General features: G+C 42.0%; 17 protein-coding genes and 1 riboswitch. Of the genes, 4 read left to right on the top strand and 13 right to left on the bottom strand.

Annotation, left to right across the window (positions count from 1 at the left end; translation table 11 throughout):
• Positions 1 to 120: 120 nt before the first annotated feature.
• Positions 121 to 345 carry a DUF6737 family protein gene (locus PseudUWO311_RS23425; RefSeq protein WP_142657637.1) on the bottom strand — a complete coding sequence of 75 codons (225 nt, stop codon included), beginning with the start codon at positions 343 to 345 and terminating at the stop codon, positions 121 to 123.
• Positions 346 to 395: 50 nt separating this feature from the next.
• Positions 396 to 2,153 (bottom strand): arginine--tRNA ligase, encoded by a 1,758-nt coding sequence (gene argS, locus PseudUWO311_RS23420; RefSeq protein WP_142657636.1) that lies wholly within the window; start codon positions 2,151 to 2,153, stop codon positions 396 to 398.
• Between the two features lie 285 nt (positions 2,154 to 2,438).
• Between argS and PseudUWO311_RS23415 the strand changes: the two genes are divergently transcribed.
• The 3 genes from PseudUWO311_RS23415 to glmU all read left to right on the top strand — a co-directional run bounded on the left by PseudUWO311_RS23415 (position 2,439) and on the right by glmU (position 6,096).
• A complete protein-coding gene (locus tag PseudUWO311_RS23415) occupies positions 2,439 to 2,981 on the top strand; it encodes a hypothetical protein (protein WP_190303636.1) in 543 nt (180 codons plus the stop codon).
• A gap of 168 nt (positions 2,982 to 3,149) precedes the next feature.
• Complete coding sequence (locus PseudUWO311_RS23410) at positions 3,150 to 4,538, top strand: aspartate ammonia-lyase (protein ID WP_142657635.1); 1,389 nt, start codon at positions 3,150 to 3,152, stop codon at positions 4,536 to 4,538.
• 193 nt (positions 4,539 to 4,731) lie between these two features.
• On the top strand, positions 4,732 to 6,096 hold the full coding sequence (gene glmU, locus PseudUWO311_RS23405; RefSeq protein ID WP_142657634.1) for a bifunctional UDP-N-acetylglucosamine diphosphorylase/glucosamine-1-phosphate N-acetyltransferase GlmU: 1,365 nt from the start codon (positions 4,732 to 4,734) through the stop codon (positions 6,094 to 6,096).
• 63 nt (positions 6,097 to 6,159) lie between these two features.
• Here the strand turns inward: glmU and PseudUWO311_RS23400 are convergent, their stop codons facing one another.
• The 9 genes from PseudUWO311_RS23400 to PseudUWO311_RS23360 all read right to left on the bottom strand — a co-directional run bounded on the left by PseudUWO311_RS23400 (position 6,160) and on the right by PseudUWO311_RS23360 (position 19,463).
• Positions 6,160 to 7,128 (bottom strand): GGDEF domain-containing protein, encoded by a 969-nt coding sequence (locus PseudUWO311_RS23400; protein WP_142657633.1) that lies wholly within the window; start codon positions 7,126 to 7,128, stop codon positions 6,160 to 6,162.
• A gap of 278 nt (positions 7,129 to 7,406) precedes the next feature.
• A complete protein-coding gene (locus tag PseudUWO311_RS23395) occupies positions 7,407 to 8,798 on the bottom strand; it encodes a DUF2330 domain-containing protein (protein WP_142657632.1) in 1,392 nt (463 codons plus the stop codon).
• 63 nt (positions 8,799 to 8,861) lie between these two features.
• The gene (locus PseudUWO311_RS23390) at positions 8,862 to 9,746 is read right to left on the bottom strand and encodes an RnfABCDGE type electron transport complex subunit D (protein ID WP_190303637.1); all 885 of its coding nucleotides are present in this window, start codon (positions 9,744 to 9,746) and stop codon (positions 8,862 to 8,864) included.
• A 168-nt stretch (positions 9,747 to 9,914) separates the two neighbouring features.
• A complete protein-coding gene (locus PseudUWO311_RS23385) occupies positions 9,915 to 10,124 on the bottom strand; it encodes a YiaA/YiaB family inner membrane protein (RefSeq protein WP_142657630.1) in 210 nt (69 codons plus the stop codon).
• Between the two features lie 127 nt (positions 10,125 to 10,251).
• Positions 10,252 to 10,923, bottom strand: a complete 672-nt coding sequence (locus PseudUWO311_RS23380) for a Coq4 family protein (RefSeq protein WP_142657629.1) — start codon at positions 10,921 to 10,923, stop codon at positions 10,252 to 10,254.
• Between the two features lie 97 nt (positions 10,924 to 11,020).
• A complete protein-coding gene (locus tag PseudUWO311_RS23375; RefSeq protein ID WP_142657628.1) occupies positions 11,021 to 12,697 on the bottom strand; it encodes a bifunctional serine/threonine-protein kinase/formylglycine-generating enzyme family protein in 1,677 nt (558 codons plus the stop codon).
• A 103-nt stretch (positions 12,698 to 12,800) separates the two neighbouring features.
• A complete protein-coding gene (locus PseudUWO311_RS23370) occupies positions 12,801 to 16,799 on the bottom strand; it encodes a dsDNA nuclease domain-containing protein (protein WP_190303635.1) in 3,999 nt (1,332 codons plus the stop codon).
• Between the two features lie 20 nt (positions 16,800 to 16,819).
• Complete coding sequence (locus PseudUWO311_RS23365; RefSeq protein WP_142657626.1) at positions 16,820 to 17,587, bottom strand: amino acid ABC transporter ATP-binding protein; 768 nt, start codon at positions 17,585 to 17,587, stop codon at positions 16,820 to 16,822.
• Positions 17,588 to 17,663: 76 nt separating this feature from the next.
• Positions 17,664 to 19,463 (bottom strand): DUF1565 domain-containing protein, encoded by a 1,800-nt coding sequence (locus PseudUWO311_RS23360; protein WP_142657625.1) that lies wholly within the window; start codon positions 19,461 to 19,463, stop codon positions 17,664 to 17,666.
• 186 nt (positions 19,464 to 19,649) lie between these two features.
• Between PseudUWO311_RS23360 and PseudUWO311_RS23355 the strand changes: the two genes are divergently transcribed.
• Positions 19,650 to 20,492, top strand: a complete 843-nt coding sequence (locus PseudUWO311_RS23355) for an Rpn family recombination-promoting nuclease/putative transposase (RefSeq protein WP_142657624.1) — start codon at positions 19,650 to 19,652, stop codon at positions 20,490 to 20,492.
• A 105-nt stretch (positions 20,493 to 20,597) separates the two neighbouring features.
• On the opposite strand, the gene PseudUWO311_RS23350 is transcribed toward PseudUWO311_RS23355, so the two are convergent.
• Positions 20,598 to 22,061 (bottom strand): DUF1565 domain-containing protein, encoded by a 1,464-nt coding sequence (locus PseudUWO311_RS23350; RefSeq protein WP_142657623.1) that lies wholly within the window; start codon positions 22,059 to 22,061, stop codon positions 20,598 to 20,600.
• 113 nt (positions 22,062 to 22,174) lie between these two features.
• Positions 22,175 to 23,560, bottom strand: a complete 1,386-nt coding sequence (gene thiC, locus PseudUWO311_RS23345; RefSeq protein ID WP_142657622.1) for a phosphomethylpyrimidine synthase ThiC — start codon at positions 23,558 to 23,560, stop codon at positions 22,175 to 22,177.
• 7 nt (positions 23,561 to 23,567) lie between these two features.
• Positions 23,568 to 23,665, bottom strand: a riboswitch (TPP riboswitch).
• Between the last annotated feature and the right edge of the window lie 407 nt (positions 23,666 to 24,072).

Raw genomic sequence — 24,072 nt, 5'->3', positions numbered from 1 at the left:
TCGCGGAAACCGCTCTTTAACTTTAATTCTTTTTCTTGGCAATTTCCTAGTAGACAGTCAAAGTATTATCCTCTTCCTCTTTGCACACTCCTTTTCGCTTAGTTTCTTTTTCAGCAAGCCCTAATTAATCTCTTGATTAGCTTCTTGCAGCGCTAGTTTGGGAAATAGAATCACAAAGAATCCCATCCATGCAGATATGGGAATCGCGACAACAATCGATAACCAGACGATTTTAAACAATAGCCAACTGCCACTAATAATCGAGATTCCAGTCAAGATAATTGTCCAAGGTTGACACCACCAAGGCTTATGATTCCAAACGCTATCAGGTTTTTCTAAAGACATTTTTTTAATTCCTATATTTTAGAAAAGGTCGTGCTTCGCACGACCTTTTTTTACATCCGTTCCAACACGCGAATACCGAGGAGATTTAAACCAAGCTTAAGAGTTTTAGCTGTGATATCACACAGACTTAGGCGCGAGATTCTCTCTGATTCCTCAGCTTGCAATACAGGGCATTGCTCAAAAAATTGATTGAATTTCTGACTGAGTTCAAAGAGGTATTGACAAAGACGATTTGGGAATAGTTCTTCAGAAACAGCATCGATCGCTTCGGCAAATTGCAACAAATGCTTAGCTAAAACAATCTCTGGCTCTTGCGTGAGCTTGATCGCATCAGCATCCAAACTAGCAAAATCAATCTCGCCCTTACGCCCAATTCCCTGCACCCTCACATAGGCATAGAGCATATAGGGTGCTGTGTTGCCTTGTAGAGCGAGCATCTTATCAAAGCTGAAGATATAGTTGCTGGTGCGATTTTGCGACAGGTCGGCATACTTTACTGCACCAAGTCCAACGGCTTCGGCGACATCTTGCTTGAATTCATCAGATGCTTCAGGGTTGCGGGTTTCGATATCAGCACGCGCACGGGTGACTGCTTCTTCTAAGAGACTCTTGAGTGCGATCGTGTCACCCGATCGCGTTTTAAATTTCTTACCATCATCACCCATCACCAATCCAAAGGGAACGTGAGTAGTTTGCACCGCTTCAGGAATCCAATTTGCCCGCTTGGCAACTTGGAAGACTTGGGCAAAATGTCCCGATTGACCGATATCTGTCACATAAATAATCCGCGTGGCTTTGTCTTCGCGAATGCGATAGCGAAGGGCAGCGAGGTCAGTGGTGGCGTAGTTATAGCCGCCATCAGTTTTCTGAATGATTAGGGGTAAGGGTTGACCATCTTTATTACTGAATCCTTCTAAGAACACACATAATGCACCTTGATCTTCTTGGAGTAAGCCAGTTTCACGTAGATCTGTGACTACATCTGACAAGAACTGATTATAAAAAGATTCACCACGTTCTTCTAATTGAATATTGAGGGTGTCATAGATCTTTTGGAACTCGCAACGTGACTGTTCGCAAAGTAGTTGCCATGCCAGTTTGGCTTCAGTACCTCCAGCTTGCAGCTCCACTACCGCAGCGCGAGAAATCTCTTTGAATTCTGCATCTTCGTCAAAGCGTTTTTTTGCGGCGCGATAGAGTTCCACCAAGTCACCGATCGCGATCGCATCGGCTTTAGTCAGCGCATCGGGATAAACTTCGCGTAAATAGGTAATCAACATCCCAAATTGGGTTCCCCAATCGCCAACATGGTTGAGACGCAGGACTTCGTGACCTTGAAATTCCAGAATCCGCGCAATGCTGTCACCGATAATCGTCGATCGCAAATGTCCGACATGCATTTCCTTAGCAATATTCGGACTTGAGAAATCAACGATGACGCGATCGGGTTTCTCGACCTTAGCGATCGCAAGGCGATCGCTTTTTTGCATTTTCGCTAATTGTGATTCTAGGTAGCTAAGTTTGAGCTTTAAGTTAATAAATCCTGCTCCTGCGATCGTGGGAGGCTCGAATATTTCATTTACAGATTCATCGGCTAGTAAATTTTCAATTATTTTTGCTGCCACATCTTGAGGCTTTTGTTTAAGCTTTTTGGTTAAGCCCAAAGCGGCATTGCATTGATAATCGCCAAACTTAGCATCCTTAGAAGGCGCAACGGCGGGATCGTGGTTGGCATATTCTTCACCAAAAGCTGATGCGATCGCCTTAGAGAAACGAATTTTTAAGTCGGATAAAACGGAAGTGGTCATGGGTTAGTTGTCGCTTTTAGCCTAGGCAGATCAATATAGCGTTTTTTAAGATCTATTCAATATTATGGGTCATGGAGCTACGTGCTTGCAGCGCAAAGCGCTGCAAACCCAAACCACAAAAATTTAAAAGTGTTGCAAAGCAACACTTTTAAATTTTTGTGGTTTGGGTTTGAAAATTGCAGTAATCAAATCCAGAAGGCTGAGGGAACTACAAAAGCTTTTTTGCCTTCTAAGTTTTGTAGATTCAAAATGCATAGACTGGGTTAATGTGGCAGTAAAAACTATATGAAAAATTTTAGGGTTAAGGCTTTTAGTCAAATTTTTAAGCAAGTATGTTTGGGTGTTGGAGGTGCTGCGATCGCTCAATTATCCATATTTACAAATCCCATTTTTGCAGAGGCGAACAATGTCACGCTTGGGGTTTATGCGATGGATGTGAGGGGGAAATCTCCAATTTGTCCTAATGAAGTCAGTCTGACACAAACACCTCGTCCCTATACTGAGGGTAGCTATACTACCGATGGATCGGCTTCTTTAGGTTGGTTTGCGAGAGAGTTTCGGATTGAGAAAAGTGATGAGTTTAGCGTAACTTGGGTGGCAAAGTTGCAGATCAAATATCACAACTGCAAGGCAGGAGCAAGCATCACCAAATATAACGGAGAACCGTTTGAAGGGCATTCATATTTACGGATGCGGTTTGTGAATGACAAGGTTTATTTAATTTTAGATATGACAGGACTGAGTGATGCGAATGGTCTAATGCCTGTGATCTTGAATAAGGGCGTGAAAAATGGTAACCCAACATGGACATGGGGAGGTACAGATTGATATTAGGGTCGATATGATAGAACGTTAGGAGCAAAGCATTCCCTCCACTTTTGTGGAGAGCTCAGCAAGACTGGTGCAAATTCGGTTCGATTCTAAGGCTAAATAAAGTTAATCTAGACTTGCGAAGTTACCATTAAGCAAATAGCCAACTCTGCCGATAAACATCCTATGACTAGAACCGAACGCGACTCAATGGGGGAAATGTCCCTACCCGATGACGTTTACTATGGTATCCAAACTGTAAGGGCGATCGATAACTTTAAAATTAGTGGACTTAAGCCTCTCCCCACCTTTGTAGATGCTTGTTTACTAATCAAAAAAGCAACAGCATTAGTTAACGCCGAACTCGGTTGCATCCCTGTCGGTATGGGCATGGCGATCGCAGCGGCTGCAGATGAAATATTAGACGGTCAATTACGCGAGCAGTTTGTTGTCGATGTTTATCAAGCGGGGGCGGGCACATCGCATCATATGAATATTAATGAGGTGTTAGCAAATCGCGCCTTGGAAATTTTGGGTGATGTCAAGGGTAATTACAACAATGTGAACCCTAATGATCATGTGAATTATGGACAGTCTACTAATGATGTAATCCCTACAGCGATCAGGATTGGAGCCTTATTAGCACTTGATCAAGTACTTTTCCCTGCTTTAGCAAATCTCAACGAACAACTACGAATCAAGGCGATCGCCTTTGCTGGAATCGTTAAATCTGGACGCACCCATTTACAAGATGCTGTGCCCGTGAGGCTCGGCGATGAATTTCAAGCCTATGCACAGATTATTAGCGATCATGTCAAACGTATTCACCTAGCGGCAAATGACCTTAAAGTTTTAGGTTTAGGTGGTAGTGCATCTGGCACAGGGCTAAATACGCATCCGAAGTATTGCGATCGCGTTGCCGAAAAGCTCAGCGAAATCACAGGATTTGAGCTAACACCAGCTAGTAACCTCATGGCAGCAATGCAAAGCATGGCTCCCTTTGTCAATGTATCGGGTGCAATCCGTAACCTTGCTCAAGATACTTGCAAGATTGCCAACGACTTGCGTTTGATGGATTCGGGGCCAAAAACAGGCTTGCGAGAAATCCAGTTGCCACCAGTGCAACCAGGCTCCTCAATCATGCCAGGCAAATATAATCCTGTGATTGCCGAGATGACAAATATGGTTTGTTATCAGGTGATTGGGTATGACACAGCGATCGCCTTTGCTGCTCAGGCGGGTCAGTTGGAGCTAAATGTGATGATGCCTCTGATTGCCTATGATTTGATTCAAAGCATTGAGATTTTGGGTAAGGCGATCGATACTCTCGCGACAAAATGTATTAGAGGAATCGTTGCCGTTGAGGATCGCTGTTTAGCCTATGCCGAAGGTAGTCTTTCACTGGTGACAGCATTAAATACTCACATCGGTTATCTCAATGCTGCTGATGTCGCGAAGGAATCCCTAGCAACAGGGAAATCCCTACGTCAAGTAGTTTTGGACAAGGGATTGATGACAGAGGAGAAGCTAGCCGAAGTTCTCGATCTTGAGAAAATGAGCCGTCCAAATGGATGAAATCTTAGAGCATGTTTGAGAAGTCCCCTAGCTAGGCATAAATCTCTGCTTTTACCCCCCTTAATCCCCCCTTGCAAAGGGGGGAAACTTAAATCCTCCCCCTTTGCAAGGGGGAGTTAGAGGGGGTAAAAACTTCTCAAACACCCTCTCAACCTCTGTGTAAGGTAAATTTATTAATGGAGAAATAAAAATTATGTTAGCAGTTGCAGTCTTGGCGGCGGGTAAAGGAACACGCATGAAGTCAGCGTTACCCAAAGTATTACAGCCTCTTGGCGGTAAATCATTAGTTGAGAGAGTTCTCAATGCTACAGATGCACTCAAAGCCGATCGCCGTATTGCGATTATTGGCTATTGCAGCGATCAAGTTCGGGCGGCTCTTGCCGATTACCCACATCTAGAATTTGCCGAACAAACTGAACAATTAGGCACAGGTCATGCAATTCAACAATTGTTAGAACCACTATCTGGATTTGAAGGTGAACTTGTAGTACTTACGGGTGACTCACCATTAATGCGAACAGAAACTATTCAAGCTTTAATCGATAGCCACCGTCAACACAAAGCTTCCGCAACAGTGCTTACAGGGATTCTTACTAACCCAACGGGTTATGGACGTGTTTTTTGCGATCGCGACATGCGAATCGAAAAAATCATCGAACATCGTGACTGTAATCCTGAGCAGATTCTCAATCAGCGCGTTAGTACGGGTGTCTACTGCTTTGATTGGCAAGAATTGGCTCAGGCGCTACCGAAGCTCACTACTAATAATGCTCAAAAAGAATATTATCTGACCGAAGTATTTGACTATCTCACTTCAGTTTATGCCAGTGATTTAGAAGATCCTGATGAGAGTCTTGGCATTAACGATCGCATCCAGTTAGCCCATGCTTATGAGATCTTGCAAAAAAGAGCCCGAGAAAAATGGATGAAGGCTGGTGTCACCATGCTACTTCCTGAAACAATTACCATTGATGATGAAGTAGAACTTGCGCCGAATGTGATTATCGAGCCACATTCCCATTTGCGTGGTAGTACTAAGGTTGGTGAAGGGACTACGATTGGGCCTTCAAGTCTATTGTCAAACAGCATTATTGGCGAGAACTGTTCTGTTCAATTTTCGGTGATCGAAGATAGCCAAATTGCGGATAACTGTCGAATTGGCCCATTTGCGAGGATTCGGGGCGAGTCAAATGTGGGTCAAAAGTGTCGGATCGGTAATTTTGTGGAACTGAAGAATGCCAAAGTTGGCGATCGCACTAATGCCGCCCATCTCAGCTATCTGGGAGATGTCACACTCGGCAAGCAAGTAAATATTGGCGCAGGAACGATTACAGCTAATTATGATGGCTTCAAAAAACATCAAACTGTAATTGGCGATCGCAGCAAAACTGGTTCTAATTCAGTTCTAGTTGCTCCAATTCAAATTGGCGCAAACGTCAATATTGCGGCTGGCTCAACAATTGTCGAAAATATTGAAGATAATGCTTTAGCGATCGCTAGATCTAAGCAAATTGTTAAACCTGATTATTACGATCAAGAAGGTCGAAAAAAGAGCTAAAAGTATAAGGCGGCGCGATGCGCCGCCTTATACTTTTTGGAGTAATTTACAATCAAGAAAACATTATTTTATCCGTTTGTTACGCTTTTGCTCGTACATTAAGCGATCTCCTTCTGCTAAAAGATCATTAATTGATAGATGTTTGCTTGGATCAAACGCAACTACACCAACGCTGTAAACAATCTCGTAACCGCGAGATTTATTTTGGTTATTAAAGTCTTGTAGTACTTTTTCTAACCGATATAGAATTAAATTCGTTTCAGACTGATTAGCATTAGTCAATAAGGCAACAAACTCATCGCCTCCTAATCTGCCAACTACATCTGACTCACGAAAAGCATCTTTTAATATTTTACTGAAATTAATTAAGGCAAGATCTCCTTCCGCATGTCCAAAGCGATCATTGATTTCTTTAAAGAAGTCGAGATCAAAAAAGAATAGAGAAGCTGGTCGCTTCATCCGCTTGCATAGATTTAGTGCATGAATCGCTAAAGTACTAAATCCACGCCGATTAGATATTTGGGTCAACTCATCTATCGTTGCTAATTGTACTAATGTTAAGTCTTGTACTGCCATCTGCCCAAGATCGCGCAATAGTTCTTGGTCTTCTTCACTAAGTATGCGAGGTTCTCGATCAATTAAACAGAGCGTACCAACCCGAATTTCACTAGAGATAATTAGGGGAACTCCAGCATAAAAGCGAATTCTTGGCTCATTAATAACTAGAGGGTTATCAAGAAAACGATCATCTAATAAAGTATCTGGAATTATAAAAATATCATCGCCTAATATGGCATGACCACAAAAGGATATATCACGGGGTGTTTCTGCCAATTCTATACCTTGAGAGGATTTAGACCATTGACGATTAATATCAACGAAGCTAACTAATGCGATCGGCACTCCAAATAGTCGCTTTGCTATTCTCGTTAGCCGATCAAAACGCTCTTCTGGCTCAGTATCAAGAATATCTAGCGATCGCAAGGCCGCTACACGAATATCTTCATTTTTTGGGTGTTCTGGTGCTTTCATAGATCTTTATTTAGCATAAGTAACGCGAGTTTAGAATAATTTTAAACTGACGCTCAGAAAAATCTATCAGATCCAAAAACTAAAGTCTTCACTCAGTATGGCTTGCTTCATTTAGACTCACAAACTTTTCAAGTCTACCAGAACTAATAAAAAATCCATCATTAAGATCGTAAAGCGCTGACGATCTTAATGATGGATTTTTTATTCTAAGCTATACCAGCTCACAAAAACGTAACGATACTTTCAGGAATAGTCATAACAAATGGCTATGGTTGCAGCTATTTCCAGATATTTTCCCAGAATGGCTTTTCCACCGGATTAGGAAGACTCGCAATATTCATCTTGCGACGAATATCGGCAATATTCCAGCCTGTTAACTTAGATAAAGTTTGGGCTTCTTTCTCGAAGCGCGGACGTAGCGATCGCTGATATTCTTTACCTGCGTCACAGTTGGTTTCACCTTTAAACGCATGTCTTAGAACATAGCGCCCTTGAAAAGATTCTTGATTTGAAGTTTCCTTAAATGTCAAGTCTTCAGGGAATTTATCGCGGTTATAACGGATATGTAAGCGCGTGATAAAGACTCGTCCATCATTGCCTGGAAACGGAATAGGACGGCGAATCCGTCCACCAGAAGAAGTGTTTATATCTGGCGAACCGATCCAAAACACACCTGCTTTACGAAGTTCCTCTTGCGAGAGCGGCTCGGCAGAGCAAGGGTCACAGCTTGACATGTCCCATGCATATTCTAAGAAGGCAACTTTGCGACCTTCTTTTTCATAGGAAGTCTTGAACATTGACTTATAGAAGTCCCCAAATTCATTCTTCACATAGACAGGAATATCATCACCCGAAGGCACTTTGATCGTGCGATAGTTAGCTACTTCAGCTTGCCCCTTAGGTGAAAGAATATAGACTAGTAAGTCTTGATCGCCGTTAGCATTTAGCATTCCTAAGCGGATTGGCAGCATGAACTTTGGTGATTCATATGCCATCATCAGTGGTCTTAGTGATTGTGAACCCGTTTTACTTAGTTCCGCAATGTTAACCTTTGCCACAAAAAATTTCATATTCTGACGAATATAGGGCTGAAGTAGGTCTTTTGCTCCTTGGGGAATTTTGTAGTCATTATCTATTAGCCAAGATTCCAAACCATCAGAATCTTTGGCACTAAGAATCAGAATGTCGTATTCTCCTACTGCAAACTTAGCCTCGATGGTGACTTGATAATTACCACCACGGGTTTTTGCTTCCGAAACAGGCGCAGCACTACTTCGGGTGGCTCCTAGACTCACTCTATCATAGGCTTCATAACGTGCACAGGGATCGGAGTCAAAGTATTCCACTAAGCGAGGGGCGCTAAAGGAATCAAGGCGATCGATGATCTTCTGTTCACCGATGCGAACTTGTTCTTTCTTTAGTAATACTGGCACTGGCACAACCAGAGCGAAGTCTTTGACATCTCCTTGATAGTCATTTGCCATCGTTAAAACTGTGCGCTTGCCGTCACGGGCTATCACAACTTGTGAAGCCTTGTTAAACAGGCTAGCATCAGCTTGTGATACATAAAAGCCGCAAAAGGCAAAAACGGCGGGGGAATAAGCAAAGACAACTAAACAAGCAAGGGCGGTACTTAAAAGTACGCGCATCCAAATCAGAAATTTTTTCATATATCTATCCTTGAAAATCAGTAACATGAGTGAGAGCGCTTCGCGCTCTCACTCATGTTGGTTTTAGTTGGAAGGTAAAGCGCTATATCGTTTGGGTAACCATTGGAATCGTGGCGCATTCCAGATGCGATCGCATAACACTGTGAGCGGTGAGATGAGAAATAATGCATAAAACATCGCATCAGCGTTGAAGAACACATTGCGGAAGATGAATGCTAAAACTGCGATCGCAAATGCCCAAATTAACCGCGCCGCTTTAGCATTAGGAATGGAACGCGGATCGGTGATCATAAATAAAGCAAATAGCAACAGAGAGCCACTAGTTAAGCGATGGGCGAGGACATCCCAAGTCCAACCCAACCATAAGTTTCGCAATCCTTCTAAAATCGCATAGGAAGCTAAAAACATAAAGCTCGTATCCCAACGTCCCACTTTCTTGAGAACGATGCCGCCTAAGCCCAAAAAGACAAGAGCATATAAGCTATCTTCGCCCCATTGTCCGTTAGAAACCCATGCGTGGCTATTCCCAACAAAACTATCTAGCAACAAAACTACAACAATCCCAAAGTTGGCAGGATTGAACCAATGTTTGCTATTGGTGCGGAAGATAAATTTGCTAGCGATCGCCAAAAATGATGCACAGGCGATCGCGCCATAGCTATCGGAGCGCAATAGCAAACTTAATCCCAAGGCAGTAATCGTAGCGCTTTTGAGTGAGAGCCAACGCTCATGCTTTTGTGGTGTTGCTGGTGGAAATAAGCTGACCATACATATTTGTGTTAGCCAACAGGTTGCAAAGGTAATTGCGATCGCGATCGGTTTCAGTGACCAATCGCGGGTACATACTCCGAGTAGGAAAAATACCGATAAAAATATAATCTGATAATCGCGAGCATCTTTGAAAGGTGAGGTGCTAAAAGCGAAAAATCTGGAAAGCGATCGCGGCATCGCCAAAGGAAACTTCAATGACTGCATAGCTTTCTGACCAACAATAAAGTTTGCATCAGTATAAGCTCATAGATTTTAGAAATATCGTCTGTTGCATTTTTTGTAACGATCACTCTAAAACCCAGAAAACAGCAAGGAGGGCAAAGTGCTCCTTGCTGTTTTTTTTAATTACTTTTCGTGATTGTCGCGAATGGTTTTTGAAAGTGTGAAAGTTGATGATATTGAGAAAACATATCCCATTCCAACAAAAGCTTTTTGCCAAGAATTACCTTCTAAATAGAAAATACCCACACCAGTTCCCACAGTGGAGATGATAAAAGCCGCCCATACTTGCATAATCCAAGCTGGTGTATCTTTGCCTAGCCCAGTTTGTCGCATAGTTTTTAATCTCCAGTAATTTTTGATAACCGCAATTGTAGAAGCTCAAATTATAGATTGCTTGATGCAATAGCATGAACCTTTTGCAATAAATTGCTATATTCAAAACTCAAACATTTTGACTGCCCTAAGGCACATATTCTTTCATCGGTTCTACGCCCAATTCTAGCCGCCACGCTAGCAATGGTCTCTCCCAATTTTCTTCCCATTTTTTAGCAAAGAATGGTTTTGCTTTAGCGCCCAATCTGTATCCGATCGCGATCTGCTCTAGCAACTTATCCAATTGCTCAGGATGTTTGAATAACGTACTAAGTAATCCGCCCGCAATTAGGACTGCTGACATGGTGCGATGAGTCTGGGCTAGTTCAAAAGCCTTTAAACCTAATTCTCCAAAAACATCAGTACTAAAGCCAGCGACAATATGCCAAATATCATGGGTCTGCCGCATTCTCAATAGAAAATAGCTGACATCATCTTCGACTTTGACAAGACGATAGAAGTTGGGATCGAAACCCGCATCTTTGATATAGGTAGCATAGGCATAGCCGAGAGATACTTCAGGTAGTTGCAATAAAGCATCAAGATTAACCGATGGTGCTAAATAACGCTCTTGAAAAAGTTCTGCCACTTCAGGTTTAGACTTAACAAACTCCACTGCCAATTCTGTCGCTTTTGTATGGCGTAGTCCATCTTCCACATCATATACAGACTCAGTTTGAGAGGGATCTCTCAGTAGAGTCACAACACCTTTTAGAGTCGAGAGAAAGTCAAGATTTTGTCGTAAATTTCCTAATGCCATAATTTTTAAAGTTATATTTGAGGTTACGGACTTAGATAAAACTTTTCTACATTCAGATAATATCATATTAATTTTAGAGAGAAAGCAGCGCTTCTTTCTACAGAGTTAAAGCCACGCGAAACCCATAATAAAGTTTCCAATCACTTTGTTTGCCTCTTCCACGCGCAGCCGAACGACAGTACCAAGGATATCCATACCAAGAACCACCCCTTAATACTCGATACATCGAACTTCTACCACTGTCCCAAGCACTGCCATTCGTGGGCGCACCAATATAGTCGTCATGCCAAAAATCTTGACACCATTCCCAAACGTTGCCATGCATATCGTAGAGCCCAAAGGCATTAGGCGGGAAACTTCCTACAGGCGTAGTGGTTTGACGGTATTCGCCTCTTGTGCCAGAGCGATAGACATATCTGCCATCATAGTTTGCTAGGTCAGTATTAATGGCAGACCCAAAGTGGAAAGGAGTTTTGGTATTAGCACGACAGGCATATTCCCATTCGGCTTCACTGGGTAATCGGTAATTGCGTCCTGTTTTTTGAGATAGGAGCGTACAAAATTCAACCACAGCATTCCAAGAGACACATTCGACAGGATGATCATCGCCAACCATATAAGAAGGGCTAGCATTCATAATTGCTCGAAACTGAGCCTGTGTAATTGCAAAAGTACCCATGAAGGAAGGCGGGATTTTGACTCGATGTTGAGGGCTTTCAGTGTTTTCATGGGATTCCTCATTTTCAGGGGAACCCATGATAAATTCTCCCGCAGGAATGGATGTCATTTCTAAAACAACGCCATTGCCGAGATCTTCATGAATCGATTTTGGAGTAGAGATAACATTGGATTGCTGGGATTCAGCTACAGTATTGCTGCTTATGGAGATCGCAGCTTGCGGATGCAGATCCTTCAGTACTTCATCCGCAGACTGATATCTTTTGCTCGGTGCGATCGCAATTAACTTATCAAGAATTTTACCAAGATCGTTGCTGACATTATTGCCAGTGAGATAATCCCGCCAAACCCAATTGTGATCGATATCAATCAAGTCGAAGGGAGAAGCTTGGGTTAAGAGATGAATGCAAGTAACTCCCAAACTATATAAATCACTGTTAAAGAGAGCCTTACCTCTAGCCTGTTCTGGTGCGACAAATTCAGGACTGCCAATGCTAGTTCCCGTTTTCCTCAGATCGTTATTAATTGCATGTTTTGCCGCCCCAAAATCAACCAGCACATAGTCTGCGGCATCTTTGCCTAGACGATGAATAATATTTTCGGGTTTGATATCACGATGGATGACATTATGCCCATGAATAAATTGCAAGACTGGCAATAGATTGCTGAGTAATTGTCTAATTTTGCTCTGATTAAGAACGCCCTGTATTTTTAACTCTTCAGCTAAATTTTGACCAGCAATAAATTCTTGAATAAGGTATTGCTGGTTTTCCTGTTGATAATGGGCAAGCAATTCGGGGATTTGGGGATGATGTCCTAACTCATCAAGACGAATAACTTCTTGTTGAAATAGTTCGGCAGCTTTATCGTGGTTACTACCCTGCCCTTGCGGTGAAAATTGCTTAATTACACAAGATGGCTTCGATGGTTTTAGCTGATCGATCGCTAAAAATGTCCGTCCGAAACCACCACTTCCCAGTAATTTGACCGAACGATAGCGATCGCCCAATAAAAGTTTTGTACCGCAGTTGTGACAAACCTCAGTACGGTCTAGGTTTTCTGGCTTTTGGCAATTAGGATTAAGGCAATAACTCATAGATTTAAGTATACAAATCCATCTTAAATTTCAATTTTGATTACTTAGGAGAGTAAGCTGGTGATTTTAGTTGATATTTATGAATTATTTTTTCAAAATTTTACTAATCCATTTTAGGCTTTAGTAATTCTTTAACCGCATTATTGATTTTTTCAAAATCATAAAAACTTCTTAGCATATCAGTATTTATATTTTGAAGAAATTCATGAATTATAGTGTATTCTTGTGTGCTTCTATATGATTGAAACAGTTCATCAAGCAACCACAACGATATGTTTGCTGCATCCTCTATAGTTTGCATAAGAGAGATAGCTTTACCTTGCTGCCGATTGTAAAAATCATCAATAGGAGAATCAGTTGAATTAGACAATGGCTGAATTAATGCTATACGAGAAAACAGTTGATCGATACCTACAACCAAAGTGTCAATAGTGCTTTTAAATAATCTATGGGGATTTTCTTCAAATAAAATCTCTGGTAAATATTTCCATATTTGCTCAGAGAATTCTTGTGTTTCCAAAACTTCCCACGCAAGTTTCTCGTCTCTTCCTATTGTTGATATATCATCATCTTTTATCTGAAAGCCTCCTTTTAGAAATCGTTTTCCTTGAAATATAGGTACTAGACAAAAATACTCAGTAATATGCTTGGCTTGATTTAGGGCATTTAAAATAAGTAATAATTCTTTCTCAGGATTACAGGGATCTGCTACAGAAAAAGCTAAAGGCAGATAATTCTGTGGATAATCGATATAGATACCACTAGGCAAAATAAAATCTATTCTATATAAAAGTGGAGCAAGAGCCGTCTTTATCTTTTCTAAGGTTTCTTGCCATTTAAACTCTTTTTGAGATTGGATATACTTCATGATATCTAGTGGCAATATTTTGGGGCGATCAACAATCCATACTTCTAGGAGATCGCAAAGTATGGGATAGCAATTCATCTCTTGAGAATTAAGATTACGCGCATCGAAATAATCAGGAGATTCCTGAAATATTAGAGCAAATAAATCGTGCATTTTAGTAAGATGTTGAGAGGCATCCTTAAACTTACGAACAGCTAGATTGCCTATAGCTGAATCTTGGTTGATGAGATATTGACGGAATTGATAAAGGAAATCACTCAAACTCTGTGACCAATTACTAAGAGGATTTTCCTTCATAGCCTCTAATTCGTTCAGAATAGAGCCTAAAAAACCTTCTATTACTTCCTTTACTTCTGCCACTTTTGATAAAGATAAGGGGAGAAACTTTATTGAAGTTTCTAATTTGGCAATCAAAAAGTCTAAAGAATCATCCTTACTTTTTAGTTTACCTCTAGTCAACAGTTCCTTTAAAATTACAGATAGATTTCGGACAAATCCTAAAGAATAAGTTCTACATTCGTACCAAGCTTTTTCAAAGCTAAAGCAACTGTCAGGAAAGTATGCTCTTCGCACTATTTTTACCCACACCGCATTTTTTGAAGCATCAGATTCAAAGTGGAAATCCTCTCTAGATTTATTTTGTTGAGTATAGTCAACAGAAGGGATTAATCCAGATGGTAACAACCAAATGCCTTTTGATTGATAGCTATCACAGTATGGAAATGCCGCATGGCAATACTCAAGACGCAACATAGCTTGACCTACTGGGCTTGCTTCTTCTGGATTTACGATAAACTCAAGATAAAGCTTTTCTGAGGAAACTTCAAGGTTTAGAGTTTCAGTTTTTCCCTTAAGGAAGTCAATAATACGGTTGTTGTGAACAGATATCCACTGTTCATATTCTGCTTTGTCATATCGAGAGAAACCTTGCATAAAAATGCAAAATTCTTCTACTGATGAGCTTAAAAGCGAGTCAATGTTAATTATATCTAGGTTGATTACAGACCAAATTGGTAATTCTACGTGACACCAAAAACACCAATCAAGCAGTTTTCCAATATGCTTTATGCTGGATTTAAACTGCTCAGGCTTTAGATTAATGCTAGCTTTTTTTAAAAATTGTTGACATAAGTCTAATCCTCTCGGTACTTTTATTGCTTTCAAAGAAATATCTTGAAGTATCTTAAAACCACCTGCTCTATCACCGAAGCTCGCGATCATAGAAGAAATTGTATCTAATTTAATAGTAGGGATAAATTCTGTACTTAGCATAAAGGGTGCAGCTTTGCCAATAGCGTTATAAGCGTCATCAAATAAACTTCTATTCGCAGTAAAGAAACTTTGTTCGCCTGCTTCAAAAATACTTTCGAGATATAAAATTATTGTCTCAATATCTACATCCCCAGCTTGTTCAGCTAATTCTGATATAAATTCATCCACACCAAAACCCTCCATACAAATTGCATTAGTAATGAAGCTTGACAAATTTTCTTTCGGAACAGCATTGAGAACAGATATTGCCGTACTCGCAGGATTGGGATAGCCCTCGTGTAGAATGCGAACAAGACAAGCAGAGCGAATCCAATGTAATCCTGTCAGTTTATTGTCTTGTATTTTTAGATATTCTCCTTGCAAAGAAAGTAAAATTTGCTGACGATCGCCATCTATGTTGAGTTGATCAAAAAACTTTGATAATAGTAACGGACTTCCCAGCGCATCAGCTAATACAACGCGACTTAGAATCTCAATCTTGGCTGTATTTTCTTGATATTGAGAAAACTGCATGATTTGCTCTTTTAGCCTTTCCTCAAGCATATGCCCCTGTGTTAGAAGATAGACATACTCCATAAGCAAATGTGAGCCAACCTTCTCGTATGCTCCTTCTGCTGAAGTAGCCGAGGAATGTAAGCGATCACGCGATTTTAAAAACTGAAATATTTGCCTTGCTTCAGGTAGTGCAAGATCGGGTTTGATTATTTCATAACTAACTGAGCTACTATTCCCAAATCGATACCAGTCCTCATCGCGCACAGAAATAAGAACACGAATACCTATCGCTGAACATTCACGGACAACTGTAGACCAGTAACGGGTTTGATAACTGATTCCATCAATGAGAAGTAAGATTGGCAAACCTAAGCTAACCCTAACTTGCAAATAGCTACATATCTGTGACGCTTGTTCTGGACTTTCAACAGCTCGTATAGCAAATACATTATCTCTTTGCCATCTTTCAGCAGCATATCGATACAAAAGAGTTGACTTGCCTTGACCACTAGAAGACTTCAGAATACAAACCTTACTGGTTGAAAAAGCTTGATCTATTCTGTCAAGCCAAGTTTTTCTTGGAATATCCAAATCAGCAATTATATGTCCTGCCCTTGTTCCCTTACCTTCCAGAAAATCATTAGGCGTAGAGTCTTCTTTCCATATCAATCGTTCGATATATCCACGCCCATATGCTTCAAATTCTTGTTCGCGAGATAAAGCCTCACCTATCTCAACACGAATATTTTCTAAATCTCTACGCCCAATTGTCTTACGCTCTTTTGCCCAGTCTAGAAATCTGGCTATCAGAACTGATAGATAGGTACTTATTCCTTCTCCACCAAGATTAAATGCCTCAAGCAACTTTAACTCAAGTTGTTCCCAAATCTGTTTTTCGGAAATTGGGAGTAGCCTCAACCTTTGCAATAGGTTAGTAGATTCCTCTGTGCTTCCGCCTTCTTTATTACAAAGTGTGTGAAATTTTTTTGTAATATCTTCGCGATCCTTAGTAGATAGTGAGGACAATTGGTAGAGTTTTTCAATATCCGTTTTAGGAATAAAATTCACAACTAAAGTGAAGTGAGCACTATTTGCACTTCGAGATACCTCCAAAAAATTTTTAATGGGATCTCCCAATTGTGACCAATACCAAGGCTTGTCAGATGTTTTTACCTGAATATATTCATTCTCTGAGAAAAATCCAAGGAGATCTATGTCTTCTATACCTTCCAGTCGGACGTAGCGCTCACCATCAGCCACATCATATAAATCAAAGGCTCGAAGCAAAGAATACAAAATTTGAAACCTAATACCTCGGATATTAACAGCACCTTGCCATCGCGATTTAAGGATTGTGTCAATAGCCAGCTTAGATCCAGTGCATTCATCAGTTAAGCTCTTGGCAACTGAAGACATTGCATTTTTAGGTAATTGTGCGAAGGACTTGCTTTTGTTCTTTTGCTTCATCTCTAAAATATAGCTGATCGCTATAAAATTTGTGACAAGAACTTCTTCGTGCGCTCTTCTTTCGGATTTTGGAAAAACTCTTCAGGCGTAGCCTCTTCCACAATCACACCACCATCCATAAACACAATGCGATCGGCGACCTCACGGGCAAAGCCAACCTCATGCGTTACTACCACCATCGTCATTCCTGAATCTGCAAGCGATCGCATTACATCCAAAACCTCACGTACCATCTCAGGATCGAGGGAAGAAGTCGGCTCATCAAAGAGCATAATTTTTGGTTGCATCGCCAAGGCTCTTGCGATCGCAACTCGTTGCTGCTGACCACCTGATAGCTGTAATGGATACTTGTGAGCCTGTTGCGAAATGCCAACTCTCTCTAGTAACTGCGTAGCAACTTCTGAAGCCTTAGTCTTTGACCATTTACGAACCCATGAAGGTGCGAGAGTAATATTTTGGAAAACCGTGAGATGCGGAAAAAGATTGAACTGCTGAAATACCATCCCCACTTCGCGACGAATAGCATCGATATTGCGATGATTCTCTGGTGATAGCTCAATACCATCGATAAATATTTTACCCTGCTGATATTCTTCTAAGGCATTAAAGGTTCGCGCAAACGTGGATTTTCCTGAGCCAGATGGCCCCATAATTACCACCACTTCGCCACGATTTACCGTCAGGTTCACGCCTTTAAGCACATGAAAACTGCCATACCACTTATGCACGTCTTGGGCGACAATCATCGACTCAGTCATGGATGGATTTGAAGCTAATGTTTCTTGCATGATGATTAGGGTGCTTATGCTAATTACTGAGCCGAAAACCAAGAATGAAATGCTTCGCAAAGCGAATTATTTCATTCTATAGGCTATTTTGATGAATTACACGCGCATCTAGACCAATTGCCGATCGCACAATTGCTTTTAAGACTTCGGCGCGATCGCGATCGGGGTATCCTTGCACCAGAATAATACTTCCAAAGCGTGAAGGAATGAGTTTGCCACTGGGGACAATGCTGCGGACTCGATTAAGAGCTTCAGCATCTGAAGATGGAATCACGACTAAATAAGGGACTGTATCTCTTGATGGTCTGGGCACTAGTGCCGCAATTGTAGAATTATAGGGAATTTGGACTGGTGGAGGAGTAATCTGGACTGGTGGAGGAGTAATTGTTGGTGGAATGGAGGTTGTTGGAGTAACTGGAGTAGTTGGAGTAACTGGAGTAGTTAGTGGTGGATTGCTTGGGACAAATATTGATTTTGGCGGAGTGACAGGCTTAGGTGGGACAACTGGAATAGGATCTCGATCAATGAGAACTTCGCTAGGACTTTGTGAAAGATTGGTAACTGGAGCCACTGGTTTTGGAGCAGTTACGGGAAGAGGAGTTCTAGGAGTAAAAGATGTAGTCTTAACTGGTGTGACTGGCTGCGGTACATCAGGCAATGGCTCAATGAAGATACTGCTACTTGATGGGGCTAAAGCCGTTGGAGGATTAACTGGAGTAGTAAAACTGGGTTGAGGTCTGGTAATTTCGATAGGCTCAACATTGCTGGCATTGCTAGGAATCTTGGGCGCAGAAGTTAATGTTGGCGTAACCACAGGTACTGGAGTACTGGCAATTTGTGGTGCAGGAGCAGTTGGGAACTCTCCTGCAAAGGCAATATCCCCTGCAATCTTTTTGGGGTCGAGTTGATTACCAACCGCAACTTGAGTAACCCCAGAATTATTGTTAAGATCTTTACCTTTATTATTGCGGAAGATGTTTTTCCCAAGATTTGTAGAAGTTCCTAAATCAGGTGTGGGATAGCCCTTACGATCTCTAAGAATTACAATTCCATCGCGTTGATTGTCAGAAATCAAGTTATTTCGCAAAGTCGGAGCAGACAGATTGGAAATGACAATTCCGTCATTATTATTGAGAATGATGTTATCACTTACATTCACCCGCGATTTTTGCCCGATCGCTAGTCCAAATCCAGTATTTTCAAAAGTATTATTACGGATTTCGCCCTTGCTACTGCCTACCGCAGAGAGTCCATTTGCGCCATTTTTCTTAAAGACATTATCGCTAACGATCGCATCGGCAGTCCCCGTCAAAAATAAACCTTCGCGATCGCTGTTGATAAAAGTATTATTAGCGATCGCCACGCGCTTACCTGACTCAACCCAAACCGCAGTACCTCTCGTGTTGGGGTTGATAACGGTAAGTCCTTCAATCCGCGCATCATTGTCGGCAAGCATCGTAATATTTTGACTGGCAAAGCTGGTACTAATAAACTTGCCACCGCCACGAATCACAGTATTCACGCCTCTAACTGTCGGCGCACCGCGTAGTGTCACACCTGAGGGAAGTTTAATCGGAAAAGACTCGCCTGTCTCAGTACTGTAGAGTCCTTCCTGTAGCTGGATCACCGATCCCGCCACAGGTTTAGTCGCAAGCGCGGCTGCGATCGATGGATAGGGATTATTTGGCGAACCATCCCCGTTAGGGTTAGCACGCGGGGCAACATAAATCAGTGACGCTGTCTGTGGTAATTGGCTAATTTTCCATGTTTGGGCGTGCGTCGGTGACAGGGCGGGACGCGCAAACAGCGGCGGTGAGATCGCTAAAACCGTGATACTTGTGGCGATCGCGCTGAAGAGACTAGGTTTGCAACGCATACAGGAAATCCTCTTTAACCAACGGACAAAAAATTCACACAGTTGATTATGTGTTTGTGCCAATCAAAATACACGAAAATTCTGCCACTTGCAAAAAATCCTTAACAAACTCCAAAAGGTAGTTGCGGCGCGAAGCGCCGCAACTACCTTTTGGGGTTTGCATGATTAAAGCTATACAATTCTTTAATGTATGACAATACCTGCAAATTTCTAGCCGAGAACTTCCCCGAAGACTTTGCCAGTTGGCTTTTGGGGAAATCTATTCCGCTAACCAAACTTGAACCATCGGAACTCTCCGCCGAGCCAATCCGTGCAGATTCCGTCATATTTCTAGAGTCGCCAGAAATAGTTGTGCATTTGGAGTTCCAGACCAAAACCGATGAGACAATGGCATATCGGATGGCGAACTATTGGTTGAGACTTTACGGTAAATATCCCACCAAAGCAATTCATCAAACTGTCATCTATTTAAAGCCAACAAAATCGCCACTTGCATATCAAACCAGCTTTAAATCTCAGCAGCTAAACCATGAATTTAATGTCATTCGTCTCTGGGAACAACCCACTGACATCTTTCGGCAATACCTTGGGCTATTGCCACTCGCTGTCTTAACCCAAACAAGCAACCCTGAAGCAACTTTAAGGGATGTGGCAAGACAAATTACTCATATTGCCGATAAACGAGTCCAAAGTAACGTGGCAGCATCTACCGCTATAATATCGGGTATAGCCTTAGACAAAGCAATCATCCAAAGACTACTAAGGAGTGAAATCATGAAAGAATCAGTGATTTATCAGGATATTTTACTGGAAGGCAAAGCTGAAGGCAAAGCTGAAGGCAAAGCTGAAGGCAAGGCTGAAACTGCCCGTCAGATAGCTCTAAACATGTTGCTTTCAAATGTCTCCACAGATTTAGTTGCTCAATTTACAGGACTAACTATCAAACAAGTCCAAAAGCTGCAAAAAACTTCCACAAAACAGCCCAAGATGCCAAAGGTCTCAAAGCCAAAGCGATCTCCAAAACTTTAATTTATAAATGGCAGCCAATAGTAATTGCGAGGCATTAATTTTGATTGAAAGGCGATCGCACTGAATAAACAAAAAACAAGGGACTTAATTAAATCCCTTGTTTTTCTAACGAAAGGGAATGATTTCCGCTTTTAAACCAGATTGGGCGAGTTTCTGCACTAGTTGATTGGCAGTAGTATTCTCACTGTAGGCTCCTACTTGCATCACAGTTCTACCACTACGCGATAACCGAAATGCATCGGGAACAACTGTTTTTACCCGCTGAGTTACAGCAGTGGAAGTGACTGGCACAACTACTCGATATTGAAAAGGCTTGCCTGTGGTGGGATCAAGGGTAGCTGGTGGTAAAGCCGCAACTCTAGGAGGAGTCGCAGGAGCGCTATAGTCACGCTCAATGATAATCGTTGTTGGTGCAGTATTAGGATTAGTGGACACTACAGGACTTGGTAAAACTTGACCAGAGCTAGGGGGCTTGGCTGGTACAAATACTGTAGTCGGTGTAGGAATGGGATTAGATTGAATCGGAACAGGGGTGACCGTATTGACTGGCGCTGCTGGAATCGATGGCAGAGGTGCAGGAGTGACAGAAGTAGCGATCGCATTGGTAATAGGAGAACTCGATGCTCTCAAATCAAGTAATCCCTTCACCCGTGATTGATTAATTTGATTGCCCACAGCTACTAAAGGAATAGTCGTAGCATTATTAATATCGAATTCACGATTGTTTCGGAAAGTATTATTTCCTAGCGAAACCGTCGTGCCAAGGTCAGGACGAGGAGAACCATTGGAACTACTAAGAACGACTAAACCATTACGCTGGTTATCAGCGATCGCATTGCCACGTAGAGTCGGCTGAGCCGTGTTAGAAATAATAACTCCATCCACATTGCGAGAGATATTATTATTCGCTAAAAGAACTTGAGATTGCTGTCCAATCGACAATCCAAAGCCTGTATTCTCAAATTTGTTATCGCGAATTTCCCCTGTGCTTGTGCCAAGCGCTGAAATACCACTGCCTTTATTATTCGTGAATAGATTATTGCCAATGAAAGCATTAGCACTGCCTGTGAGGAAGATGCCATCGTGGGTACTACTCACAAAACTATTGTTAGCAATAATGACATTACGGCTGGATTCTAACCATAGTCCATAGCCGCGCGGATTGCTATTAGTGACTGTGATACCTTCGATGCGGGAGTTCGTTGCGGCGGCGATCGCAATATTTTGACTTGCAAAAGTGGGACTGACAAAGCGCCCACCACCGCTAATTACTACACCATTTCCATTAGCGCTAGGATTACCTCGTAAGATTGCACCTTTAGGAAGACGAATTGGAAAACTTTCGCCCGTAGTTTGGCTATATGTGCCATTACTTAATTGGAAAATTGTTCCTTCTTGAGGATTGGCTGCGATCGCAGCTGTGATTGTGCGATAGGTCTGTGGATCGTTACCTTGTGGGGATACATAAACAATCTTTTGTTGAGCAGCCTGCGCCCAAGCAGCAGAGGGCACAGTGAGGGACAAGAGAAAAACTACATTAATAAGACTAGGACAGGGAAACTTATTCATATTCAGACACCAACAAGATATCTAGCAAACATGTCTAACTAGACTAGCAGTAAGTTGCTTTTGTTTCATACCAAAAAAGGAGGTGCGATGCACCTCCTTTTTTTTGTTTTTGATTAAGCCGAAGTTACAGGCTCTTTAGCGAGAAACTTCTCTAACTCACTAATTGCCTCAGCATCAACTTTCTCTTGCATAGGACAGAACTTAGGTCCACACATCGAGCAGAACTCTGCGGTTTTATAGATATCCGCAGGCAAGGTCTCATCGTGATATTCCTTAGCACGCTCAGGATCGAGAGATAGCTCAAATTGTTTGTTCCAATCAAAGTTGTAACGCGCAGTTGATAGCTCATCATCGCGATCGCGTGCGTTAGGACGATGACGCGCAATATCCGCAGCATGGGCTGCGATCTTGTAGGCAATCAAGCCATTACGTACATCTTCAGCATTTGGCAAGCCGAGGTGTTCCTTAGGCGTGACATAGCAAAGCATAGCCGTACCATACCAACCAGCCATTGCTGCACCGATCGCAGAAGTGATGTGGTCATATCCTGGGGCAATATCCGTTACCAAAGGACCAAGTACATAGAAAGGAGCTTCAGAGCATTCTTCCATTTGCTTGCGAACATTGAACTCGATCTGATCCATTGGCACATGTCCAGGACCTTCGACCATGACTTGAATATCATGTTCCCAAGCACGTCGAGTTAGCTGTCCAAGAGTCTTTAACTCAGCAAGCTGAGCGTCATCGGAGGCATCATGCAAGCAACCTGGACGTAGCGAATCCCCAAGGCTGAAGGACACATCATGCTTCTTAAAGATTTCGATGATGTCATTGAAATGGGTATAGAGAGGATTTTGCTTGTGATGATGCAACATCCAACGCGCCAAAATACCACCACCACGGGAAACAATCCCAGTAAGACGATTCTTGACAAGTGGTAGATGCTCGATCAAAATCCCTGCATGGATGGTTTGATAGTCTACACCTTGCTCAGCGTGCTTCTCAATAATGTGTAAGAAGTCATCAGGTGTGAGGTTTTGCATTGTGCCATGCACGCTTTCGAGTGCTTGGTAAATGGGAACTGTGCCGATAGGAACAGGTGAAGCCTTGATAATCGCAGTCCGAATCACATCGAGATCGCCGCCACCAGTGGACAAGTCCATGACTGTATCAGCGCCATATTTGACTGATAAATGTAACTTCTCAACTTCTTCATCAATGTTAGAAGAGTTTGGGGATGCACCGATGTTGGCGTTGACCTTGCATCGGAAGGCAATGCCAATTCCCATTGGTTCAAGATTTGTGTGATTCTTGTTGGCGGGAATGATTGCCCGACCTCTGGCGACTTCAGCGCGTACCAGCTCGACGGGTAGATTTTCACGCCATGCCACATACTGCATCTCTTCAGTGATGATGCCTTGACGAGCACAATGCATTTGCGTACCGCGATATTCTCCGCGCCTTGTAGGCGCAGAGGGGAGTTTCAAACCAACTGTCATGTAAATTTCCTCAAATAATGTGCTTTCCTACGCCGATGTCAATCGGTTCAGGTTCTAAGGATCTGCTCTCAGTCTAGTTATTTCTAGACACTCCTAGCGTGTTGAGATCATAGCATTGTTAAAGATAGTCCTTATAGCTAGAGATAAGCTGAACTATAAAAATTAACGATTTAGGATCGTATGGCAATGCAAATTTTTTGAGGATGCAAAGCCGCAAAGATAAGTGGCGGCGCAAAGTGCCGCCACTTATCTTTGCGGGGTTGACTTAAATAAACTCAATATTGTCGTAAAGATCGGCTATTCGGATTGGCAAATCCAAGAATTGCAAAGAAATCGTAACGTTTGGTTCATCGTATTCTGAGAATAACCATTGATTGACGGCAGTATTACAGCAAATACCGATCAAACCCGCCACAAAAGAAGCTAACTAAAAGGGTCGAAGCAGAGACCACAATGATGAAACCAATTAAGAGCATCTTCATCAGTAATAGAATTAATAGCCATAGTAATTG

Origin of the sequence: Pseudanabaena sp. UWO311 (assembly GCF_006937785.1) — a bacterium.
Lineage (GTDB): Bacteria > Cyanobacteriota > Cyanobacteriia > Pseudanabaenales > Pseudanabaenaceae > Pseudanabaena.
This window is presented reverse-complemented; position numbering and strand designations above follow the sequence as displayed.

Excerpts from the sequence above, each read along its gene's own strand:
- argS (WP_142657636.1), bottom strand. The coding sequence starts at position 2,153 with ATGACCACTTCCGTTTTATCCGACTTAAAAATTCGTTTCTCTAAGGCG.
- PseudUWO311_RS23365 (WP_142657626.1), bottom strand. The coding sequence starts at position 17,587 with ATGCAAGAAACATTAGCTTCAAATCCATCCATGACTGAGTCGATGATT.
- PseudUWO311_RS23370 (WP_190303635.1), bottom strand. The coding sequence starts at position 16,799 with ATGAAGCAAAAGAACAAAAGCAAGTCCTTCGCACAATTACCTAAAAAT.
- PseudUWO311_RS23380 (WP_142657629.1), bottom strand. The coding sequence starts at position 10,923 with ATGGCATTAGGAAATTTACGACAAAATCTTGACTTTCTCTCGACTCTA.
- PseudUWO311_RS23410 (WP_142657635.1), top strand. The coding sequence starts at position 3,150 with ATGACTAGAACCGAACGCGACTCAATGGGGGAAATGTCCCTACCCGAT.
- PseudUWO311_RS23355 (WP_142657624.1), top strand. The coding sequence starts at position 19,650 with ATGTATGACAATACCTGCAAATTTCTAGCCGAGAACTTCCCCGAAGAC.
- PseudUWO311_RS23385 (WP_142657630.1), bottom strand. The coding sequence starts at position 10,124 with ATGCGACAAACTGGGCTAGGCAAAGATACACCAGCTTGGATTATGCAA.
- PseudUWO311_RS23400 (WP_142657633.1), bottom strand. The coding sequence starts at position 7,128 with ATGAAAGCACCAGAACACCCAAAAAATGAAGATATTCGTGTAGCGGCC.
- PseudUWO311_RS23415 (WP_190303636.1), top strand. The coding sequence starts at position 2,439 with ATGAAAAATTTTAGGGTTAAGGCTTTTAGTCAAATTTTTAAGCAAGTA.
- glmU (WP_142657634.1), top strand. The coding sequence starts at position 4,732 with ATGTTAGCAGTTGCAGTCTTGGCGGCGGGTAAAGGAACACGCATGAAG.
- PseudUWO311_RS23360 (WP_142657625.1), bottom strand. The coding sequence starts at position 19,463 with ATGCGTTGCAAACCTAGTCTCTTCAGCGCGATCGCCACAAGTATCACG.
- PseudUWO311_RS23395 (WP_142657632.1), bottom strand. The coding sequence starts at position 8,798 with ATGAAAAAATTTCTGATTTGGATGCGCGTACTTTTAAGTACCGCCCTT.
- thiC (WP_142657622.1), bottom strand. The coding sequence starts at position 23,560 with ATGACAGTTGGTTTGAAACTCCCCTCTGCGCCTACAAGGCGCGGAGAA.
- PseudUWO311_RS23375 (WP_142657628.1), bottom strand. The coding sequence starts at position 12,697 with ATGAGTTATTGCCTTAATCCTAATTGCCAAAAGCCAGAAAACCTAGAC.
- PseudUWO311_RS23390 (WP_190303637.1), bottom strand. The coding sequence starts at position 9,746 with ATGCCGCGATCGCTTTCCAGATTTTTCGCTTTTAGCACCTCACCTTTC.
- PseudUWO311_RS23425 (WP_142657637.1), bottom strand. The coding sequence starts at position 345 with ATGTCTTTAGAAAAACCTGATAGCGTTTGGAATCATAAGCCTTGGTGG.
- PseudUWO311_RS23350 (WP_142657623.1), bottom strand. The coding sequence starts at position 22,061 with ATGAATAAGTTTCCCTGTCCTAGTCTTATTAATGTAGTTTTTCTCTTG.